This is a genomic window from Aggregatibacter segnis ATCC 33393, from assembly GCF_000185305.1.
GTDB classification, from domain to species: Bacteria; Pseudomonadota; Gammaproteobacteria; order Enterobacterales; family Pasteurellaceae; genus Aggregatibacter; species Aggregatibacter segnis.
In genome coordinates this window covers 1326295-1343194 of sequence record NZ_GL622200.1, presented here as the reverse complement: position 1 = coordinate 1343194, position 16900 = coordinate 1326295, and the positions used below count along the sequence as shown (strand labels likewise).

The following is a 16900-nucleotide window of genomic DNA, read 5'->3' as shown; positions in this document are numbered from 1 at the left end:
CGCACTTTAGCGGCGGCTCCCAAAAGGCGGTTTGGCAAACCAGACCAAAATAAATAATGCCAAAAACAGCACGGCGGATAACCAAAAAATCTCGTTGGCGCCGATGATAAAACCTTGCGATGTAATGTTGCGGGCAAGCAGGGAAGAAGTTTGTTCTTCACCCAGACCGAAACGCTCCATCATCTGGTAATACTGTTGTGCAGTAGGGTTATACGGCGTAATGGCTTCAGTCAGCTGTGAGTGGTGAACGGCTTCACGGTTATACCACAAGAATGTAGTAAGGGAAGTACCGATGGATCCGGCAAGGGTACGCAAAAAGTTAAACAAGCTTGAGGCGGATGCCATTTTGTGTGCCGGTAAATCGGACAGCGTAATAGTCGTAAGTGGCATGAAAAAACAGGCGACGGCTAACCCTTGCACCATTTGCGGCAGTGCTACATCGGCAAAACTCATTCCCGGCTCAAAGGTAACGGCACGCCAATAAAAGGTAATGGCATAGACCACAAAGCTGACGGTGACCAAAATACGCATATCGATTTTATGTCCAAACTTACCGATAAGAGGGGATAACAAAATCGGGAATAGTCCTACGGGGGCGGATGCTAAACCTGCCCAAGTGGCGGTGTAGCCAAAAACCTGTTGCAGCAACAAGGGAATTAACACCACTGAGCCGAGGTAAATTAAAAATGCCAAGCTGGTGGACAAACAGCCCACAGTGAAATTGCGTTGCTTGAATAGGGAAATATCTACTACCGGGTTGTCATCCGTCAGTTCCCAAATGACAAGTGCGGTTAAGGTTACCGCGGAAATAACGGCAAGAATGATGATTTCAGTGGAGTTGAACCAATCCTGCTCACGCCCTTGATCTAGCATTAATTGCAAGCAGCCTACACCCAAAACCAATAAGACTAATCCCACCGTATCAATCGGTTGGTGCTGAATTTTACTTTCTCGTGGCATTAATATTTTCCAACTGGTACTGATAATGAACAGTCCAACGGGCACATTAATAAAGAAGATCCACCCCCAATGTAAATTATCACTGATCCAACCGCCGAGAATGGGACCGAAAATCGGTGCAACTACTATGGTCATTGCCCAAAATGCCAATGCCATGCCCCGTTTTTCCAGAGGATAGTTATTGAGTAGCAAACTCTGAGACAGCGGAATAATCGGACCTGCCGCCAAGCCTTGGAAAATACGGCATAAAATTAACATTTCCAAACTATGAGAAATGCCGCATAGCCAAGAGGCTAAAACAAAAAGTGCGGTGGAAATGAGGAATAATTTTACTTCCCCGAAACGTTTGGCAAGCCAGCCGGTAATGGGAATAGAAATGGCATTGGCGACGCCGAAAGAGGTAATCACCCAAGTGCCTTGGCTGAACGATGAGCCGAGATCGCCCGAAATCGTGGGGATCGCCACGTTTGCAATGGTGGAATCCAATACTTGCATGAACGTGGCAAGAGACAGCGCTAACGTAATGATGCCAAGGGCAGCACCTTCAATGGGTTTTTGCATGATGGGCAAGCCTTAGTTTGTGTTATCGCGAATAATTTTTTCGATGAGATTTTCCACCGCACTTTGATCATAATTCAACGTATTGGTGGAATAGAGCGGCGCAGTACGTTTTTGTTGCGACAACATTTCACCACGGGTATCTGAAATATTCACTTCAACCAAGGTAGATAAGCCCATACGCAAAGGGTAGTTAGCAATTTGTTGTGCATCTAGGCTAATACGAACTGGCACGCGTTGCACCACTTTGATCCAGTTACCGGTGGCATTTTGGGCAGGGAGCAAAGAAAATGCGCTGCCGGTACCCATTTCGATACCTTCTACTTTGCCGTCAAATTTCACGTCATGACCGTATAAATCAAAGGATAATTTCACCGGTTGACCGATGCGCATGTCTTTTAATTGCGTTTCCTTGAAATTGGCATCTACCCACATTTGTTCGTTGGAAACAATCGCCATTAGCGCGCTACCCACGGCAACTTTTTGTCCCACTTGCGCGCTTCGGCGCGCCACATAGCCATCGACCGGGCTGGTGATTTTGGTGCGTTGTAAATTGAGCCATGCCTGTTTGACCGAACTGATGGCTTTTTGAATTTCCGGCTGTTCTTTCAGCGGCACATTCATTAATAAAGATTTATTGGCAGCAAGTTGGTTTTTCACGGCTTTTAAGTTAGCTTCCGCTGTCATTACTGCTTCTCTCGCGTGTTGTAGCGATTCTTTATCAATCGCTCCGCTTTTCCCTAACAGTTCACGGCGCGCTAAATCGCCTTGTGCTTTCGTCAACGCCGTTTGGTTGGCTTGAACCGTTGCTTCCAGTTGTTTAACGGTATAGCCCAGCTGGGAAATTTGGCGTACTGCACTTGCTAAGGTACTTTGCGCTTGATTGAAACTCAGTTGATAATCAGTGTCATCCAACTCAAGTAATACATCTCCCGCGTGCACAAAATCCATGTTTTCTGCATTAATTTGTCGCACATTTCCAGCAATTTGCGAGGAAATCATGACTTGATTGCCACTCACGTAAGCGTCTTCGGTGGTTTGGTAATTTTTAATAAAAAAGAACCAATATAATCCGGTGAGAACGGTGATAAGAATGAGGATAACGAAGAAAATACTTAGGGCTTTTTTCCGTGTGTTTTTTTGCGTGGAAATTGTTTCTTGAGTTGTGTCTGTCATTTATATTCCTTTTTGATAGCTTTTAAAAATTGTTTTTTGATTTTTTAATTTTTATTATCTATCAATTCTATTCGGTGTAACAATTGGCGCTATTATGTGCTTTTTTCTATACTTACGCCAACAAAAACGAACGGTTTGAGGTTTAAATCGTTCATCTTTTATAAATTAACAAAGTATAGGAGAACACATTATGTCAAAAACAATGATTGGTTTAGATACTGCAAAATCTGAAGTCTTAGCGACAAAATTAAATGAATTATTGGCCACTTACCAAGTGTTTTATACCAACGTACGTGGATATCACTGGAATATCAAAGACGTGAATTTCTTTGAATTACATGCAAAATTTGAAGAAATTTATACTGATCTTGTGGAAAAAGTGGATGAAGTCGCAGAACGTATTTTGACCTTAGGTTATACGCCGAACAACGCATTTAGCCAATATTTGAGCCATTCCCGTATTAAAGAAGAAATTGCAGTGAGCAGTGCGGCAGCTTGTTTAAGAGGCACTTTAGAAGGTTTCAAAGTGTTGCTGACACAACAACGTGAAATTCTCGCGTTGGCTGGGGATGCCGATGACGAAGGCACCGCTTCACAAATGAGTGATTACATTAAAGAGCAAGAAAAATTAGTTTGGATGTTCCAAGCCGCTTGCCAAACTTGTGCAAACTAAAACATAGCCTGCATAAAAGAAAATCCTGCTTAAGCTTGATGTTTAAGCAGGATTTTTTATAGCAAGTGCGGTGATTTTTTATGGTGTTTTATAAAACATCTGTAAAACCTACCGCACTTTTTTATTTAATCACTACGCCGACAATGCTGCGTGTGTCTTCACGGACTTCGGTTAACTGTACACGCAAGATATCGCCGATTTTGTATTGACGCTGATCTTTCACATAAAAAGCAATTTCATCGGTATTAATGGCGACCTCGTCTTTATTGTCGTGTAAGGTTGATGCCGGAATAAACATGGATGCACCATTTTCCAGAAGTAACACGCGTAAACCACCGCGGCTCACATCTTGCACTTCCGCTTCAAATTCCGGTTTTTCAGCGACTTTATCCGCCAAATAACGGCAATATAACCAGTCTGCAATATCACGTTCCACCAAACGATTTTGGCGACGGGCTTCTTGTAAACGCGCGAGTACGCTTTCTTCCGGTTTCGCAAAATCTCGGCCCGCTAAATGGGCTTTGATTAAGCGATGGTTCACCATATCTGAATATTTTCGAATTGGCGACGTCCACGTGGCGTAGCCGTTTAAGCCCAGGCCAAAGTGCGGTGCCAATTCCGCTTTAAATTCTGCAAAAGTGAGGAAACGACGCAAACGGAATTCCAAATAATCCCCTTCAATCGGTTCAATATCATGGCGCATTTGGCAGTAACCTTTTAAGGTTGCCAAATTTTCTGGTGCATAACGACTTTGTAATTCCGCTTTGTTTTCATCATTGGCTAAATTAGCTAACAAGAAATTGTGGGCGTTTTCCAAGAATTTTTTATCGAATCCGCTGTGTGTGTTGAAAATGCCGCATTGCAGGTTTTCATGTAAAAATTGGGCAGCGCAGATATTCGCGATAATCATGGATTCTTCCACGATTTGGTTGGCAATACGACGGTATTCCGCTTTAATTTCTTGCACTTTGCCGTTTTCTGCCAGCACGAAAGAATAATCCGGTTTTTCTTTAAAAAGCAGGGCGTGAGTTTTGCGCCATTGCGTTCTGGTCAGGGTAAATTGGTGCAACCAGTGAATTTGCTGTGCCGTTTCCGGATTTTCCGGCTGCCAAGCATTGTCTTTGCCTTCTAAGTAATCGGAAACTTGGTTATACGTCAATTTATCTTTTGATTGCACATCGGCTAACACAAATTTTGCTGGCGCGCTGATGTTGCCCTGTAAGTCCGTTTGAATGTAGCAAACCAATGCCAGACGGGTTTCGTGGGGTTTTAAGGAACAAAGCTCATCGGAAAGTTCGCGCGGCAACATCGGAATATTGAAGCCGGGCAGATAATTGGTAAAACAACGTTGTTTGGCGTCTTTTTCGATTTGTGAATTTAAACTGATGTAAGCCGTTGGGTCGGCAATGGCCACCACTAATTGCCAGCCGGTTTGTTCACTGTTTGAGGTGATAGGCTCAATATACAAGGCATCGTCCATGTCCTGTGTTGTTTCAGAGTCGATGGTGACGAAGTGAAGTGCGGTCAGATTTTCGCGCGTTTCTTGATCTTGTATTTCATACTGATCTTGTCCTTGCACCGGTTCACGCGGTTGTTCGTGACGCGCAAGTGTCACCCACCAAGGTGCCAGTTCATCTTCGGCGTGGCAAATAAATTGAGTGATTTGCGCATAGAAAAAACGATCGTCACGCAAAGGGTGTGTTTTTAAGGTTGCCACAACCCAATCGCCTTCCTGTAATTCTTCTTTGACAGCTTTGCTTTGCGCGGCGCCAATGGGCTGATTGATGTTAGGGTGATCAACAAGCACCTGCAATTTCTTGTTTTTATTGAATCGCACTTTCGCGATAAAACGGGTAAGCATCGGCTCGATTAAGGCCTCCGGTTCGGCTTGTTCTTTATCGCCTTGTTTTTCGATCGTGGCACTGATCTTATCGCCGTGCATGACTTTTTTCATGGCAGGTGGCGTGATAAAGTAGCTTTTTTTATCACATTCTAAAAAACCATAGGCTTTATCGGAGCCTTTTACTGTGCCTTCTACACGTTCTTTGCTGTCATGAATTTGTTGTTTGAGTTGTGCGAGTAATGGGTTGTCTTGGAACATAATTATTTTTATCGTAGGGCAGACTGGAGCCTGCCGAAATCATCATAAAATGGCGGAGTGAACTCCGCTTTACAAATAGAAAAGGCAGGTTAAAAAACCTGCCGATAAATAAAGGAAGAAAAAATTATTCTTCGCCTAGTTCGCCCATGGCGGTGATGCTGAAGCCTGCATCAACATGGACGATTTCACCGGTGATCCCGGAGGCTAAATCAGAGCATAAGAACGCTGCGGAGTTGCCTACATCTTCGATAGTCACGGTACGGCGTAATGCAGCGGTTTTCTCGAAGGTTGCCAACATTTTCTTGAAGTTTTTAATGCCGGAAGCCGCTAAGGTACGAATCGGGCCTGCAGAAATGGCGTTCACACGAATGCCGTCTTTGCCTAAATCAGCTGCCATCACACGGGTTGCCGCTTCAAGAGAGGCTTTGGCTAAACACATCACGTTGTAGTTTGGAATGGCACGTTCTGCACCTAAGTAAGAAAGGGTTAATAATGCTGCGTTAGGATTCAAATATGGACGTGCCGCTTGCGCCATTGCCACGAAGCTGTATGCGCTGATGTCGTGGGCAATGCGATAACCTTCGCGGGTTGCCGCATTCACATAGTCGCCGTCTAATTGATCGCCCGGTGCGAATGCGATAGCGTGTACGAAACCATCGAATTTATTCCAATGTTTGCTTAATTCTGCGAAACAGTTTTGAATGCTTTCATCAGTAGCAACGTCTAATGGAAGAACGATGTTTGCGCCGAATTCTTTGGCAAATTCTTCAACACGCGGTTGTAATTTTTCATTTAAATAAGTGAACGCTAATTCTGCGCCTTGCTCTTTCATCGCTTTTGCGATGCCGTAGGCGATAGAACGATTGCTGGCGAGACCTGTGACTAAAATACGTTTACCTGTTAAGAAACCCATAATTATTCCTGTTTGTTTTAGTGAAAAAATTGGCGAAATTATACTTGTTTTGCCTTATAGGAGCAATTATCAGAGTAAGTGTTCCGATATGTTAGGGTGATTTATTAAAAGCTAATTTATTCAGATTGATTATGCTGACTATGTTTGCCAAGTGCATAGAGCGTAACTAAGCCAAATCCAGTAACAATAATACTGCGGGCGGTAAACATTTTTTTACTTACTGCCGTAAATAGTAAAGAACGTATTAGGGGTTGATTTAACACTGAACCTAAGAAATTTATATTCTGGAGAGGAGATGAGATTTCCCGTTTTGTCGTATTACCCTGTGAACGTAATTTAAGTCGCAATATATTGCCCTTGAGTACTAAAAGTTCTTTTTCTTCTTCTAAACGCATTATCACTTCTCCTACTCTTGTTTGGATTTACCTATAATATTTTTTAATGCACTAATATCTTGTTGTATTTCTATTACGGTATCCATCATAAATGTTTTTTGTTTTTTCAAAAAACGCGATAAACCAAAGGCTAAAAGAAAAACAATGAATAGGGCAATAACACTGATAGAGAAAAATACGATGATTTTATTTTCTGGAGAAAGGTAGGAATTTAGACCAAATAATAAACTGATGAAAGAAATTAATAAAAGTAAGAATGAGAACAGTATAATAATAAGAGTTGATAACAAAGAATTTTTTAGCTGGATAAAGTCAATCCGAAGCATTTGCAAACGGATTTGTGTTAAATCAAGGGTTGTAATCAATGTATTTTTAATTTTTTGTATGATTTGCATTCCGTCTCCTTAAGGCTCTCTGAAACTAAAAGTGGCTGCGCAGAAAATGAGTATACGCAGCCATTATTCATTAGAACGCTTTTGGTAGGTAACAACTATTTTTTACTGATGAGCACGCCTAGCAATAACCCGATAACAGCGGCAGTGCCGATGGCTTTGTAGGGGTTTTCTTGTACTAGAGTATCAGTGTTCTTAATCACCTCTTTGGTTTTTTCAACGGCTTCTTCTTGAAGAGAACTAAATTGTCCTTTAATTGTTTTAATTTGAGAACTTAAATTTTTTTTCAATTTTTTCAGTTCTTCTGCGCCTGCTTCACTTTTTTCATTAAAAAGCTCTTCAGCATTATTTAAAATGTCATTTAGTTCTTCTAATAGTTCTTTGCGTTTTGCATCAAATTCTTTACTCATAGTGTTTCTCCTCTTGTTAAAATGTAATAATTAAAATACCAGCAGAAATAATACCTCTATTCCTACATGGTTACTATTCTATGCATATATTTTATAGATAAGTCAAGGGTAAATCAGTTATGCCGGGTTATCTATATCCTTAAATTCCACCTCAAATCCCTGTTCGTTTGCCAGCCATTCACCTAACGCTTTTACGCCATAACGTTCAGTGGCGTGGTGACCTGCAGCAAAGAAATGAATTCCTTGCTCCCTCGCAGAATGGATCGTTTGTTCAGATACTTCTCCGGTGATAAAGGCGTCACAACCTTGGGCTGCTGCAAGATCAATATAACCTTGACCACCACCGGTGCAGATACCGATTTTGCGGATAACGTGCGGTCCGTTTTCTGTGCAAATTAATGGTCTGCGCTTTAACATCTGTTCGATGCGTTTAGCAAATTGTTCGGCAGTTAACGGTTCTTTTAAGGTTCCCCAAACAGGAATGCTGATTGCGTTTTGTTCTAGCGGTTGAAGATTTTCGATACCGAGCAATTGGGCGAGCTGAGCGTTGTTGCCTAGCTCTGGGTGAACATCTAAAGGCAAATGATAGCCGTATAAATTGATGTCATTGACTAATAATGTTTTGATTCGTTTGCCCTTCATGCCGCGAATACAAGGATTTTCGCTTTTCCAAAAATAACCATGATGAACGAGCAATGCATCGGCTTTTTGTTCAACAGCATAATCAATTAACGCTTGGCTGGCGGTGACGCCGGTGATGATTTTTTTGACTTCGACCTTGCCTTCCACTTGTAAGCCATTGGGTGCGTAGTCGTTGATGGTATCGCTATTGAGCTTTTGATTAAGTAGGTTTTCTAGGGCTAAATTATGCATAAACGTTCTCTGAATGAAGAAAAGAATGGCGTAATGATAATGACTTTAGCGAGGAATAAGAAGAAAAAAATGGCCGGTGCGAATATCTTTGATAAAGACGTGGGGGAGTGTTTGCACCGGCCACTGTGTTTAAGAATGACGACTATCTTAAATGAAAACGGATTCATTATACAAATTATTATATAGCGATCAAGTGAAATTTAACGATGTGGCTAAAAAAGTTTATTTCATGTTGATGAGTTTGGTGTGTATGTAATTAACATGTTGAAAATAAAAGGTAAATAAAAAAGGAAGTCGAATGACTTCCTTTTTTGGATGATTTGATTTTAATTATTTCTGACGCATTGCCGGGAATAAAATCACATCGCGGATGGATGGGGCGTTGGCGTAAAGCATGGCGAGACGGTCGATACCCAATCCTTCGCCGGCTGTTGGTGGTAAACCGTGTTCAAGGGCGACAACGAAATCTTCGTCTTTGAACATCGCTTCATCATCACCGGCTTCTTTGGCGGCCACTTGGGCGTCAAAGCGTTCATTTTGGTCTTCCGCATCGTTAAGCTCGGAGAAACCGTTACCGATTTCGCGTCCACCGATGAAGAGTTCAAAGCGATCGGTGACTTCCGGGTTTTCATCGTTACGACGAGCTAACGGAGAAATTTCCGCCGGATGTGCCATTAAGAAAGTTGGTTGAATTAAATGATGCTCTGCCACTTCTTCAAAAATCGCGTTGACAATGCTGCCTAAGCCCCAAGATTTTTGTACTTCGATACCTAAGCGAGCGGCAACTGCTTTCGCGCGATCAATATCGTATAAATCTTCTTTTACTATACCTTTGTCTGCACCATATTTAATGGTGGCGTCGTGTAAGGTAATACGCTCGAATGGTTTGCCGAAGTCGAATTCGTATTCGCCGTATTTCACGATGGTTGTGCCTAAAATGTCGATGGCAAGTTTGCGTAACAATTCTTCGGTGTTATCCATTAAATCGTGGTAGTCGGCATAGGCTTGGTAGTATTCAAGCATGGTGAATTCCGGGTTGTGACGAACGGATACGCCTTCGTTACGGAAGTTGCGGTTCAATTCAAATACACGCTCAAAGCCACCGACCACTAAGCGTTTTAAGTAAAGCTCAGGTGCAATACGCAAGTACATATCTACGTCTAATGCATTATGGTGTGTTACGAAAGGACGTGCTGAAGCGCCGCCTGGGATGACTTGTAACATCGGAGTTTCTACTTCCATAAAGCCTTTGGAAATAAAGTAGTCACGAATGCCTGCAACCACTTTTGACCGAATGATAAAAGTGCGGCGGGATTCTTCGTTAGAAATTAAATCCAAGTAACGTTGACGGTAGCGCACTTCTTGGTCAGTTAAGCCATGGAATTTATCCGGTAACGGACGCAATGCTTTGGTCAGCAATTGTACGTCGGTGGCTTTAACGGTGAGTTCGTTGGTTTTGGTTTTGAATAATGAGCCTTTTACGCCTACGATATCGCCTAAATCCCAGTGACCGACATCATCACCATACACGCCTTCAGGTAGATTGTCGCGTGCAACATAAAGCTGGATTTTACCGCTCATATCTTGGATGGTGATAAACGTGGCTTTACCCATAGCACGACGCGTCATGATACGACCGGCAACCGCCACTTCAATATGTTGTTCTTTTAATGCTTCGCCTTCTTCCGCATCATATTTATCATGCAAATCTTGGGCAAGTGAGTCACGACGGAATTGGTTTGGGAACGCATTACCTTTTGCGCGCAGGGCAGCTAATTTTTCACGACGGACTAACATTTCGCCGTTTAAATCTAATTCTTTCACTTCTTGTTCTGACATTTTTGTTTACCTTTAATTTTAAAAAACGAGTTTAAAAACGACCGCACTTTTAGAGTCCGGCCTTGAGACTGGCTTCAATAAACCGATCTAAATCACCGTCTAATACGGCTTGTGTATTGCGGTTCTCTACACCGGTACGTAAATCTTTAATACGAGAATCATCTAACACATAAGAACGAATTTGGCTGCCCCAGCCGATGTCGGATTTGTTGTCTTCCATGGCTTGTTTGTCGGCATTTTTCTTTTGTAATTCCAGCTCGTACAACTTCGCTTTAAGTTGTTTCATTGCCTGATCTTTGTTCTTGTGTTGGGAACGATCGTTCTGACATTGCACCACAATGCCGCTTGGCATGTGGGTGATTCGTACCGCACTTTCGGTTTTGTTCACGTGCTGACCGCCCGCACCGGAGGCACGATACACATCGATACGCAAATCAGCTGGATTGATTTCGATATCAATATCATCATCAATTTCAGGATAGACGAAAGCTGCGCTGAATGAGGTATGACGACGGTTATTGGAATCAAATGGGCTTTTACGCACCAAACGGTGAATACCGGTTTCTGTGCGTAGCCAACCGAAGGCATATTCGCCGCTAACACGAATGGTAGCAGATTTAACACCTGCCACATCGCCGTCAGATACTTCCATCAATTCGGTTTTGAATCCTTTGCTTTCTGCCCAACGCAAATACATACGAAGTAACATTTCCGTCCAGTCTTGCGCTTCGGTACCGCCGGATCCTGCTTGCAAATCCACGTAGCAATCACAAGCATCGTGTTCGCCGCTGAACATACGGCGAAATTCCAGTTTGGCGAGTTGTTGTTCCAGTTCGTCTAATTCGGCAACAGCTTCGTTGAAAGTGTCTTCGTCTCCCGCTTCTACGGCGAGTTCCAACAAGCCGTCCACATCTTCCAAGCCTTGCTCTAAATTTTTAATGGTGTTGACCACCTGTTCTAAAGAAACGCGCTCTTTGCCAAGTGCTTGCGCTTTATCTGCGTCGTTCCATACATCAGGCTGTTCCAATTCTGCGTTGACTTCTTCTAAACGCTCGGTTTTGGCGTCGAAGTCAAAGATACCCCCGAAGCACGGAAGTGCGGTCGGTTAAATCGGTGATTTTATTTTTGATAGGATTGATTTCAAACATGATGATTAACTGTGTTTAAAGACTAAATTAAGTGCGAAATTATAAGGGATTTTGCGGGGATTTGGTAGGTGATGGAATAATAAAAAACCTTATTCATTAGTCATGAATAAGGTTTTAAATTTACTCTATTAGAAATGAATTATTCGTCAGCAGGGAATTTTTCTTCTAATTGATCTGCTAATTTGTCAATAGCATCGTCTTTTGCGTTTGCTTTTGCGACAGCTTCAGGAACTTTACCAGCATTGTCAGCAGATGGTGATTTGACTTGAGATAAAATTAGCTGAGCTACTTCTTTTTCAGCGTCTACATATTCTTTATACATAGCAACAAGTGGTGAAACTTCTTCACTTTTAATACCTAATGCTTCTAATTCAGCTACATGTTCTGCTGCTTTTTTATCAAATTCTGCAACAGCAGTTTCAGTTGCGGCCACATTGCTACTTGCAGAGGCAGTAGCAATTGCATCAAAACTTGCTTCAAGTTTTTGGCCGGCTGTTTCTTCCCAAGCTTTAAATTTTTTCACTTCTTCAGCTTGTTGAGACGCAGCGAATGCGCTAACGGAAACTAATGTGAGCGCAGATACTGCAGCGACTTTGAAAAGTTTTTTCATTAGGATTACCTCTTATGAGTAAATTTAAAATGTAAAGTTGTTGTACAAGAAAGCTTATACGCTTTTGAGAATATAAAAGTTGAGTATTATAGTCAAGTATTTTGTTGGGTTAGTATAATGCGCCCAATTTTGCATAAGCCGCCAATTACTTTTATAATTTGCCGTCATTTTCACAATTTAGGAACAAAAAATGAAAAAAATTTTAACCGCACTTTCCCTTATCACCTTGGCATTTCAAGCATCAGCGAACGATGCGGTGCTGAAAAGTAAATTAGAAAAATTAGGCGCAAAAGACATTGAAATTCAAACCTCACCAATTAAGGGATTGAAAACTGTTGTAAGCGATCAAGGTATTTTCTACGCCAGCGAAGATGGCGATTATTTAGTTCAAGGTAAAATTTATAAACTTACCGACAAAGGCATTAGCAACGTTTCTAATCAATTGCTGATGGAAAAAGTCAATGCGTTGAAAGACGAAATGATTGTGTATCCAGCAAAAAATGAAAAACATGTTGTGACGGTTTTCATGGATATTACCTGTCATTACTGCCATTTATTGCATCAACAACTTAAAGAATATAACGACTTAGGCATTACCGTACGCTATTTGGCGTTCCCGCGTGGTGGTTTGGATAATCAAACAGCACGTCAAATGGAAGCGATTTGGACGGCAAAAGATCCGATGTTTGCGTTGAATGACGCAGAAAAAGGCAATTTGCCGAAAGAATTGAAAACGCCGAATATGGTGAAAAAACATTATATGCTTGGCGTGCAACTGGGCGTCACCGGTACACCGACAATTATTACATCTGAAGGCGATGTTATCGGTGGTTATTTGAAACCGGCTGATTTACTTGCTGCCTTAGAAGGTTAATGCAGGTCATCCGTGCAAAAACGTATCTTACGCCGCGATGTGCCGGCAGGCGATAAACTCTGTGACGATCCCTTGTTGGATCGTCTTTATCGTTCGCGCCACATTAAAAACGCCAACCAATTAGACCGCACTTTAAGTGCCATGCATCATCCGAACCTTATGTCGGGCATGGATACCGCAGTAACATTTCTACTTGAAGCTTATCAAAAACAACAGAAAATCGTCATTGTGGGCGATTTTGATGCCGATGGTGCAACCAGTACCGCATTGGCTGTACTCGCGCTACGTCAACTGGGCTTTGCCAATGTCACCTATTTAGTGCCGAACCGTTTCGAGCAAGGTTATGGGCTCAGTGTTGCCGTTGCCCAAGAGGCTTTGGCTTTAGGCGTTGAGTTGTTAATGACCGTGGATAATGGCGTTTCTTCCCATGAGGGCGTGGCATTTTTAAAGGCACAGGGCGGGAAGGTGATTGTGACCGATCACCATTTGCCACCGGAAACGCTGCCCAATGCCGATGCGATTGTGAATCCGAATTTGGTGCATTGCGGTTTTCCCTCCAAACATCTGGCCGGTGTGGGCGTTACTTTTTATCTTATGCTTGCCTTGCGGGCAAAATTCCGCGAACTTGGTCTATTTGATACCAAAAATCAGCCGAATTTCACGGAATTGTTAGATTTGGTGGCGTTAGGCACAGTCTCCGATGTGGTGCCATTGGATCAAAATAATCGTATTTTAGTTTATCAAGGCATTGCCCGTATTCGCGCCGAACGTTGTCGTTGCGGCATTCGTGCATTGGCGGAAGTGGCGAAGCGGGACGTGACCCGTTTCGTGGCAGCGGATTTAGGCTTTTCCATTGGCCCACGTTTAAATGCGGCGGGACGGCTGGATAATATGTCCGTGGGCGTGGAGCTTTTGTTAGCCGAAAATATGGAAACGGCTCGCGCGTTGGCATTGGAGCTGGATGGTTTAAATCAAGCGCGCAAAGAAATCGAGCAGGGGATGAAGTTAGAAGCCTTAACCATCTGCCAAAATTTATTTGCAAATACCACCGCACTTGAAACAGACATTCCGCATTCTATTGTGTTGTATCAATCGGATTGGCACCAAGGTGTGCTTGGCATTCTCGCCTCACGCATTAAAGAACAGTTTCACCGTCCGGTGATTGCGTTTGCTCAAGATCAAGCAGGCATGTTGAAAGGGTCTGCACGTTCCATTCCCGGTTTGCATATTCGCGATGTGTTGGAGCGGGTTTATTCACAGCACCCTGATTTAATCCTGAAATTTGGTGGGCATGCCATGGCGGCAGGATTGAGTATTCAGGAAAGCCGCTTTGACGATTTTCGTCAGATTTTTAATCAGACGGTCAGCGAATTATTGGCGGAAGACCAATTACAAGGCACGATTTGGACTGACGGCGAATTAAATGCGAACTTGTTAAACTTGGCGACAGCTGAAACTTTGCGTCAAGGTGGTCCTTGGGGACAGGCATTCCCTGAACCCTTGTTCGACGGCGAATTTAAAATTTTGCAACAACGCTTAGTGGGCGAAAAACACTTGAAAATGATGGTGGAACCCAAACTGGGCGGACCTTTGTTAGATGCTATCGCCTTTAACATAGATACGCGCTATTATCCTGATTTATCTATAAAAACAGCAAGATTTGCGTATAAATTAGATATCAATGAATTTCGTGGTAATCGCGATCTTCAGTTGTTAGTGGATTATATTGAACCATTGGAAAGTTAGGCACATGATGTCACGGGTCGGATTGCTCATCGTCTTATTCTTTATCAGCGGATTTGCCGTTGCGCAAGAAAGCGTGTCTCATCTGCCTGCAGCAGATGAAGCCAATCACCCGTTTGAAGATGGCAAAGACTATTTTTCTTATCAAGAACCACTAACGCTTCCGCCTCGGGAAGATAATCGTATCCCGATTCAATTCTTTTTTGATTACGATTGTCGCGTTTGCTCTTCTGCACAAGACATTCTTGAACTTTATAGTCAAATTAACCGCGATCGCGTGGTATTCAGCGAATATCCGGTGGCAACAGCCAAAGCGCGTTTTTCTGCGACGGTTTTTTACAGTCTGCAGGCGTTAAATGCCGACAATGTATCCTCTGCATTAATGTTTGAAACGGCTGAAAAAAGCCAATATATCAAACTTGCTCAGCAGGAAAATCTATTGACTTGGCTTGAGCAGCAAGGCATTGAGCGAAACCGTTTTTTACAAACCTATACTTCAGAGCAGATTAAACAACAGGTAGATGAGGCTGTGCGTTTAACAGAAGATTACGGTGTATTTACGTTTCCTTATGTCATTATTGACGGCAAATATGTGTTGACCGCGAGCACCTTATATAATGACGATTATGCCCTCGCGGTATTAGATTTTTTAATTAACAAAAAACAATAGCAAACCAGTACAAAGGATCGTTATGAAAATCGGTATTGTTGGCGCAATGGCGCAAGAAGTAGAAATTTTAGTCAATTTAATGACAGATAAGATCGTGACAAAATTGGCCTCCGGCACGATTTATGAAGGCAACATTCAAGGAAAACAGATTGTTTTGTTGCAATCCGGTATCGGCAAAGTTGCGGCAGCCATGGGAACGACGGCGTTATTGCAATTAACTCAGCCGGATCTTGTGATTAATACCGGTTCTGCCGGTGGTGTGGCGGAAGGCTTGAAGGTTGGCGATGTGATCGTTTCCACTGAAACGCAATATCATGATGCGGATGTGACGGCTTTCGGTTATGCCAAAGGGCAATTACCGGCGTGTCCGGTCACGTTTGTGTCTGATACGAAACTTGTTGAATTGGTAGAGCGCGTTGCAACCCAATTAGGACAACACGTGAAACGTGGGTTAATTTGTTCCGGCGACAGCTTTATTCAAGGCGGTGAACGCTTGGCAAAAATTAAACAGGATTTTCCGAATGTCATTGCCGTGGAAATGGAAGCCACCGCGATTGCGCAAGTGTGCCATGCGTTTAATGTGCCTTTTGTGGTCGTTCGTGCGATTTCTGATGCGGGGGATGGCAAAGCGAATATGTCCTTTGAAGAATTCCTTCCGTTGGCGGCGAAACAATCCTCTGACATGGTTGTTGCCATGTTGGCGGAATTGAATTAATCCTTTCTTTCCGCGTGCGGTTTCTATCGTACGCGGACAATATTTTCTTACCTATCTCTCTCATTTTTCGTCTATTTTCCTAAAAAACACTTGATTCTAGAGTTACTTCATATTTTATCATGAGCGAAACTCAACGATAAAAGGAGACATCAAATGAGATTTCTAAAAACAAGTGTAATTTGCACCGCACTTTTCGCCGCATCCTTTGCTAACGCCCATAACGTTTGGTTGGAACCTGTTAAAGATGCCAATGCCACCGGACAATATGTGGTGAAATTTGGTCACGAACAGACAGAAACTTACCCTGAACAAAAATTGAAAGCGGTTAAGTTGCTAGATAATAAAGGCAATGTCACTAACGCAACCTATCAATTTAAAGAAGGCGAAGCTTATCTTAATGCTGAGAAAGCCTCCCAAGTATTCATCCGTTTTGATAACGGTGTTTGGTCTAAATTGCCAAGCGGTAAATATGTAGAAAAAACCAAACAACAAGAACCGACAGCCGAACTTTCTGTGAATCCGGTGAAATTCGGTAAAGCCGTATTACACTGGGACGAACAAGCGATGAAAGCGCATGGTATGGAATATGAATTGGTGCCACAAGCGCAACCAAAAGCCGGAAAACCATTGCAAATTTTAGTGTTGCATAAAGGTAAACCGGTGAAAGACATTAAAGTGGGATTGGGCGAAGATGCGCCATTCAACTTAACCAACGACAAAGGTATCGCTGAATTTACACCACAAGCAGGTTACAACAAAGTTTGGGCTGAATTTGAGGAAAACGTCAAAGACAATCCGGATTACGATAGCCGCTCAGTGGAATATATGCTGACCTTTGATGCCGAGTAAT

At 42.7% G+C, this 16900-nt stretch carries 17 protein-coding genes; 6 read left to right on the top strand and 11 right to left on the bottom strand.

Going from position 1 to position 16900, the window contains the following annotated elements; genetic code table 11:
* Positions 1–6 precede the first annotated feature (6 nt).
* Entirely contained in the window at positions 7–1524 is a 1518-nt protein-coding gene (locus tag HMPREF9064_RS03215) for a DHA2 family efflux MFS transporter permease subunit (protein WP_032998176.1), read from the bottom strand.
* A 9-nt stretch (positions 1525–1533) separates the two neighbouring features.
* Complete coding sequence (locus HMPREF9064_RS03220) at positions 1534–2694, bottom strand: EmrA/EmrK family multidrug efflux transporter periplasmic adaptor subunit (protein WP_006718859.1); 1161 nt, start codon at positions 2692–2694, stop codon at positions 1534–1536.
* Positions 2695–2884: 190 nt separating this feature from the next.
* Between HMPREF9064_RS03220 and HMPREF9064_RS03225 the strand changes: the two genes are divergently transcribed.
* Positions 2885–3367, top strand: a complete 483-nt coding sequence (locus tag HMPREF9064_RS03225; RefSeq protein ID WP_006718857.1) for a Dps family protein — start codon at positions 2885–2887, stop codon at positions 3365–3367.
* 121 nt (positions 3368–3488) lie between these two features.
* On the opposite strand, the gene rnb is transcribed toward HMPREF9064_RS03225, so the two are convergent.
* The 9 genes from rnb to HMPREF9064_RS03275 form a co-directional block, all read right to left on the bottom strand.
* Entirely contained in the window at positions 3489–5468 is a 1980-nt protein-coding gene (gene rnb, locus HMPREF9064_RS03230; RefSeq protein ID WP_006718856.1) for an exoribonuclease II, read from the bottom strand.
* A gap of 124 nt (positions 5469–5592) precedes the next feature.
* Positions 5593–6381: an enoyl-ACP reductase FabI gene (locus tag HMPREF9064_RS03235; RefSeq protein WP_006718855.1), complete on the bottom strand. Its 789-nt coding sequence runs from the start codon at positions 6379–6381 to the stop codon at positions 5593–5595.
* 116 nt (positions 6382–6497) lie between these two features.
* Positions 6498–6776, bottom strand: coding sequence for a hypothetical protein (locus HMPREF9064_RS03240; RefSeq protein WP_006718854.1), 279 nt, complete (start codon positions 6774–6776; stop codon positions 6498–6500).
* Between the two features lie 11 nt (positions 6777–6787).
* Positions 6788–7171, bottom strand: a complete 384-nt coding sequence (locus tag HMPREF9064_RS03245) for a phage holin family protein (RefSeq protein ID WP_006718853.1) — start codon at positions 7169–7171, stop codon at positions 6788–6790.
* 95 nt (positions 7172–7266) lie between these two features.
* The gene (locus HMPREF9064_RS03250; RefSeq protein WP_006718852.1) at positions 7267–7578 is read right to left on the bottom strand and encodes a DUF883 family protein; all 312 of its coding nucleotides are present in this window, start codon (positions 7576–7578) and stop codon (positions 7267–7269) included.
* Between the two features lie 117 nt (positions 7579–7695).
* Positions 7696–8451, bottom strand: coding sequence for a Nif3-like dinuclear metal center hexameric protein (locus HMPREF9064_RS03255; protein WP_006718851.1), 756 nt, complete (start codon positions 8449–8451; stop codon positions 7696–7698).
* Positions 8452–8781: 330 nt separating this feature from the next.
* Positions 8782–10290 (bottom strand): lysine--tRNA ligase, encoded by a 1509-nt coding sequence (gene lysS / locus HMPREF9064_RS03265; RefSeq protein ID WP_006718849.1) that lies wholly within the window; start codon positions 10288–10290, stop codon positions 8782–8784.
* A 49-nt stretch (positions 10291–10339) separates the two neighbouring features.
* Positions 10340–11438 (bottom strand): peptide chain release factor 2 gene (prfB, locus tag HMPREF9064_RS03270; RefSeq protein WP_111704463.1). Its coding sequence is split into 2 segments (ribosomal slippage): positions 10340–11362 and positions 11364–11438, totalling 1098 coding nucleotides; the frame shifts between segments, so codons are not numbered across the junction.
* Between the two features lie 139 nt (positions 11439–11577).
* A complete protein-coding gene (locus HMPREF9064_RS03275; protein ID WP_006718847.1) occupies positions 11578–12048 on the bottom strand; it encodes a hypothetical protein in 471 nt (156 codons plus the stop codon).
* A gap of 190 nt (positions 12049–12238) precedes the next feature.
* Here HMPREF9064_RS03275 and dsbC point away from each other — a divergent pair, with 190 nt between their 5' ends.
* The 5 genes from dsbC (at position 12239) to HMPREF9064_RS03300 (ending at position 16899) form a co-directional block, all read left to right on the top strand.
* Positions 12239–12922: a bifunctional protein-disulfide isomerase/oxidoreductase DsbC gene (dsbC, locus tag HMPREF9064_RS03280; RefSeq protein ID WP_006718846.1), complete on the top strand. Its 684-nt coding sequence runs from the start codon at positions 12239–12241 to the stop codon at positions 12920–12922.
* Between the two features lie 12 nt (positions 12923–12934).
* Positions 12935–14668 carry a single-stranded-DNA-specific exonuclease RecJ gene (recJ, locus tag HMPREF9064_RS03285; protein WP_006718844.1) on the top strand — a complete coding sequence of 578 codons (1734 nt, stop codon included), beginning with the start codon at positions 12935–12937 and terminating at the stop codon, positions 14666–14668.
* 7 nt (positions 14669–14675) lie between these two features.
* Positions 14676–15335 (top strand): thiol:disulfide interchange protein DsbA/DsbL, encoded by a 660-nt coding sequence (locus HMPREF9064_RS03290; RefSeq protein ID WP_032997939.1) that lies wholly within the window; start codon positions 14676–14678, stop codon positions 15333–15335.
* A 22-nt stretch (positions 15336–15357) separates the two neighbouring features.
* A complete protein-coding gene (locus HMPREF9064_RS03295) occupies positions 15358–16050 on the top strand; it encodes a 5'-methylthioadenosine/adenosylhomocysteine nucleosidase (protein WP_006718839.1) in 693 nt (230 codons plus the stop codon).
* Between the two features lie 153 nt (positions 16051–16203).
* Positions 16204–16899: a DUF4198 domain-containing protein gene (locus HMPREF9064_RS03300; RefSeq protein WP_006718837.1), complete on the top strand. Its 696-nt coding sequence runs from the start codon at positions 16204–16206 to the stop codon at positions 16897–16899.
* The last annotated feature ends 1 nt before the right edge of the window (position 16900 follow it).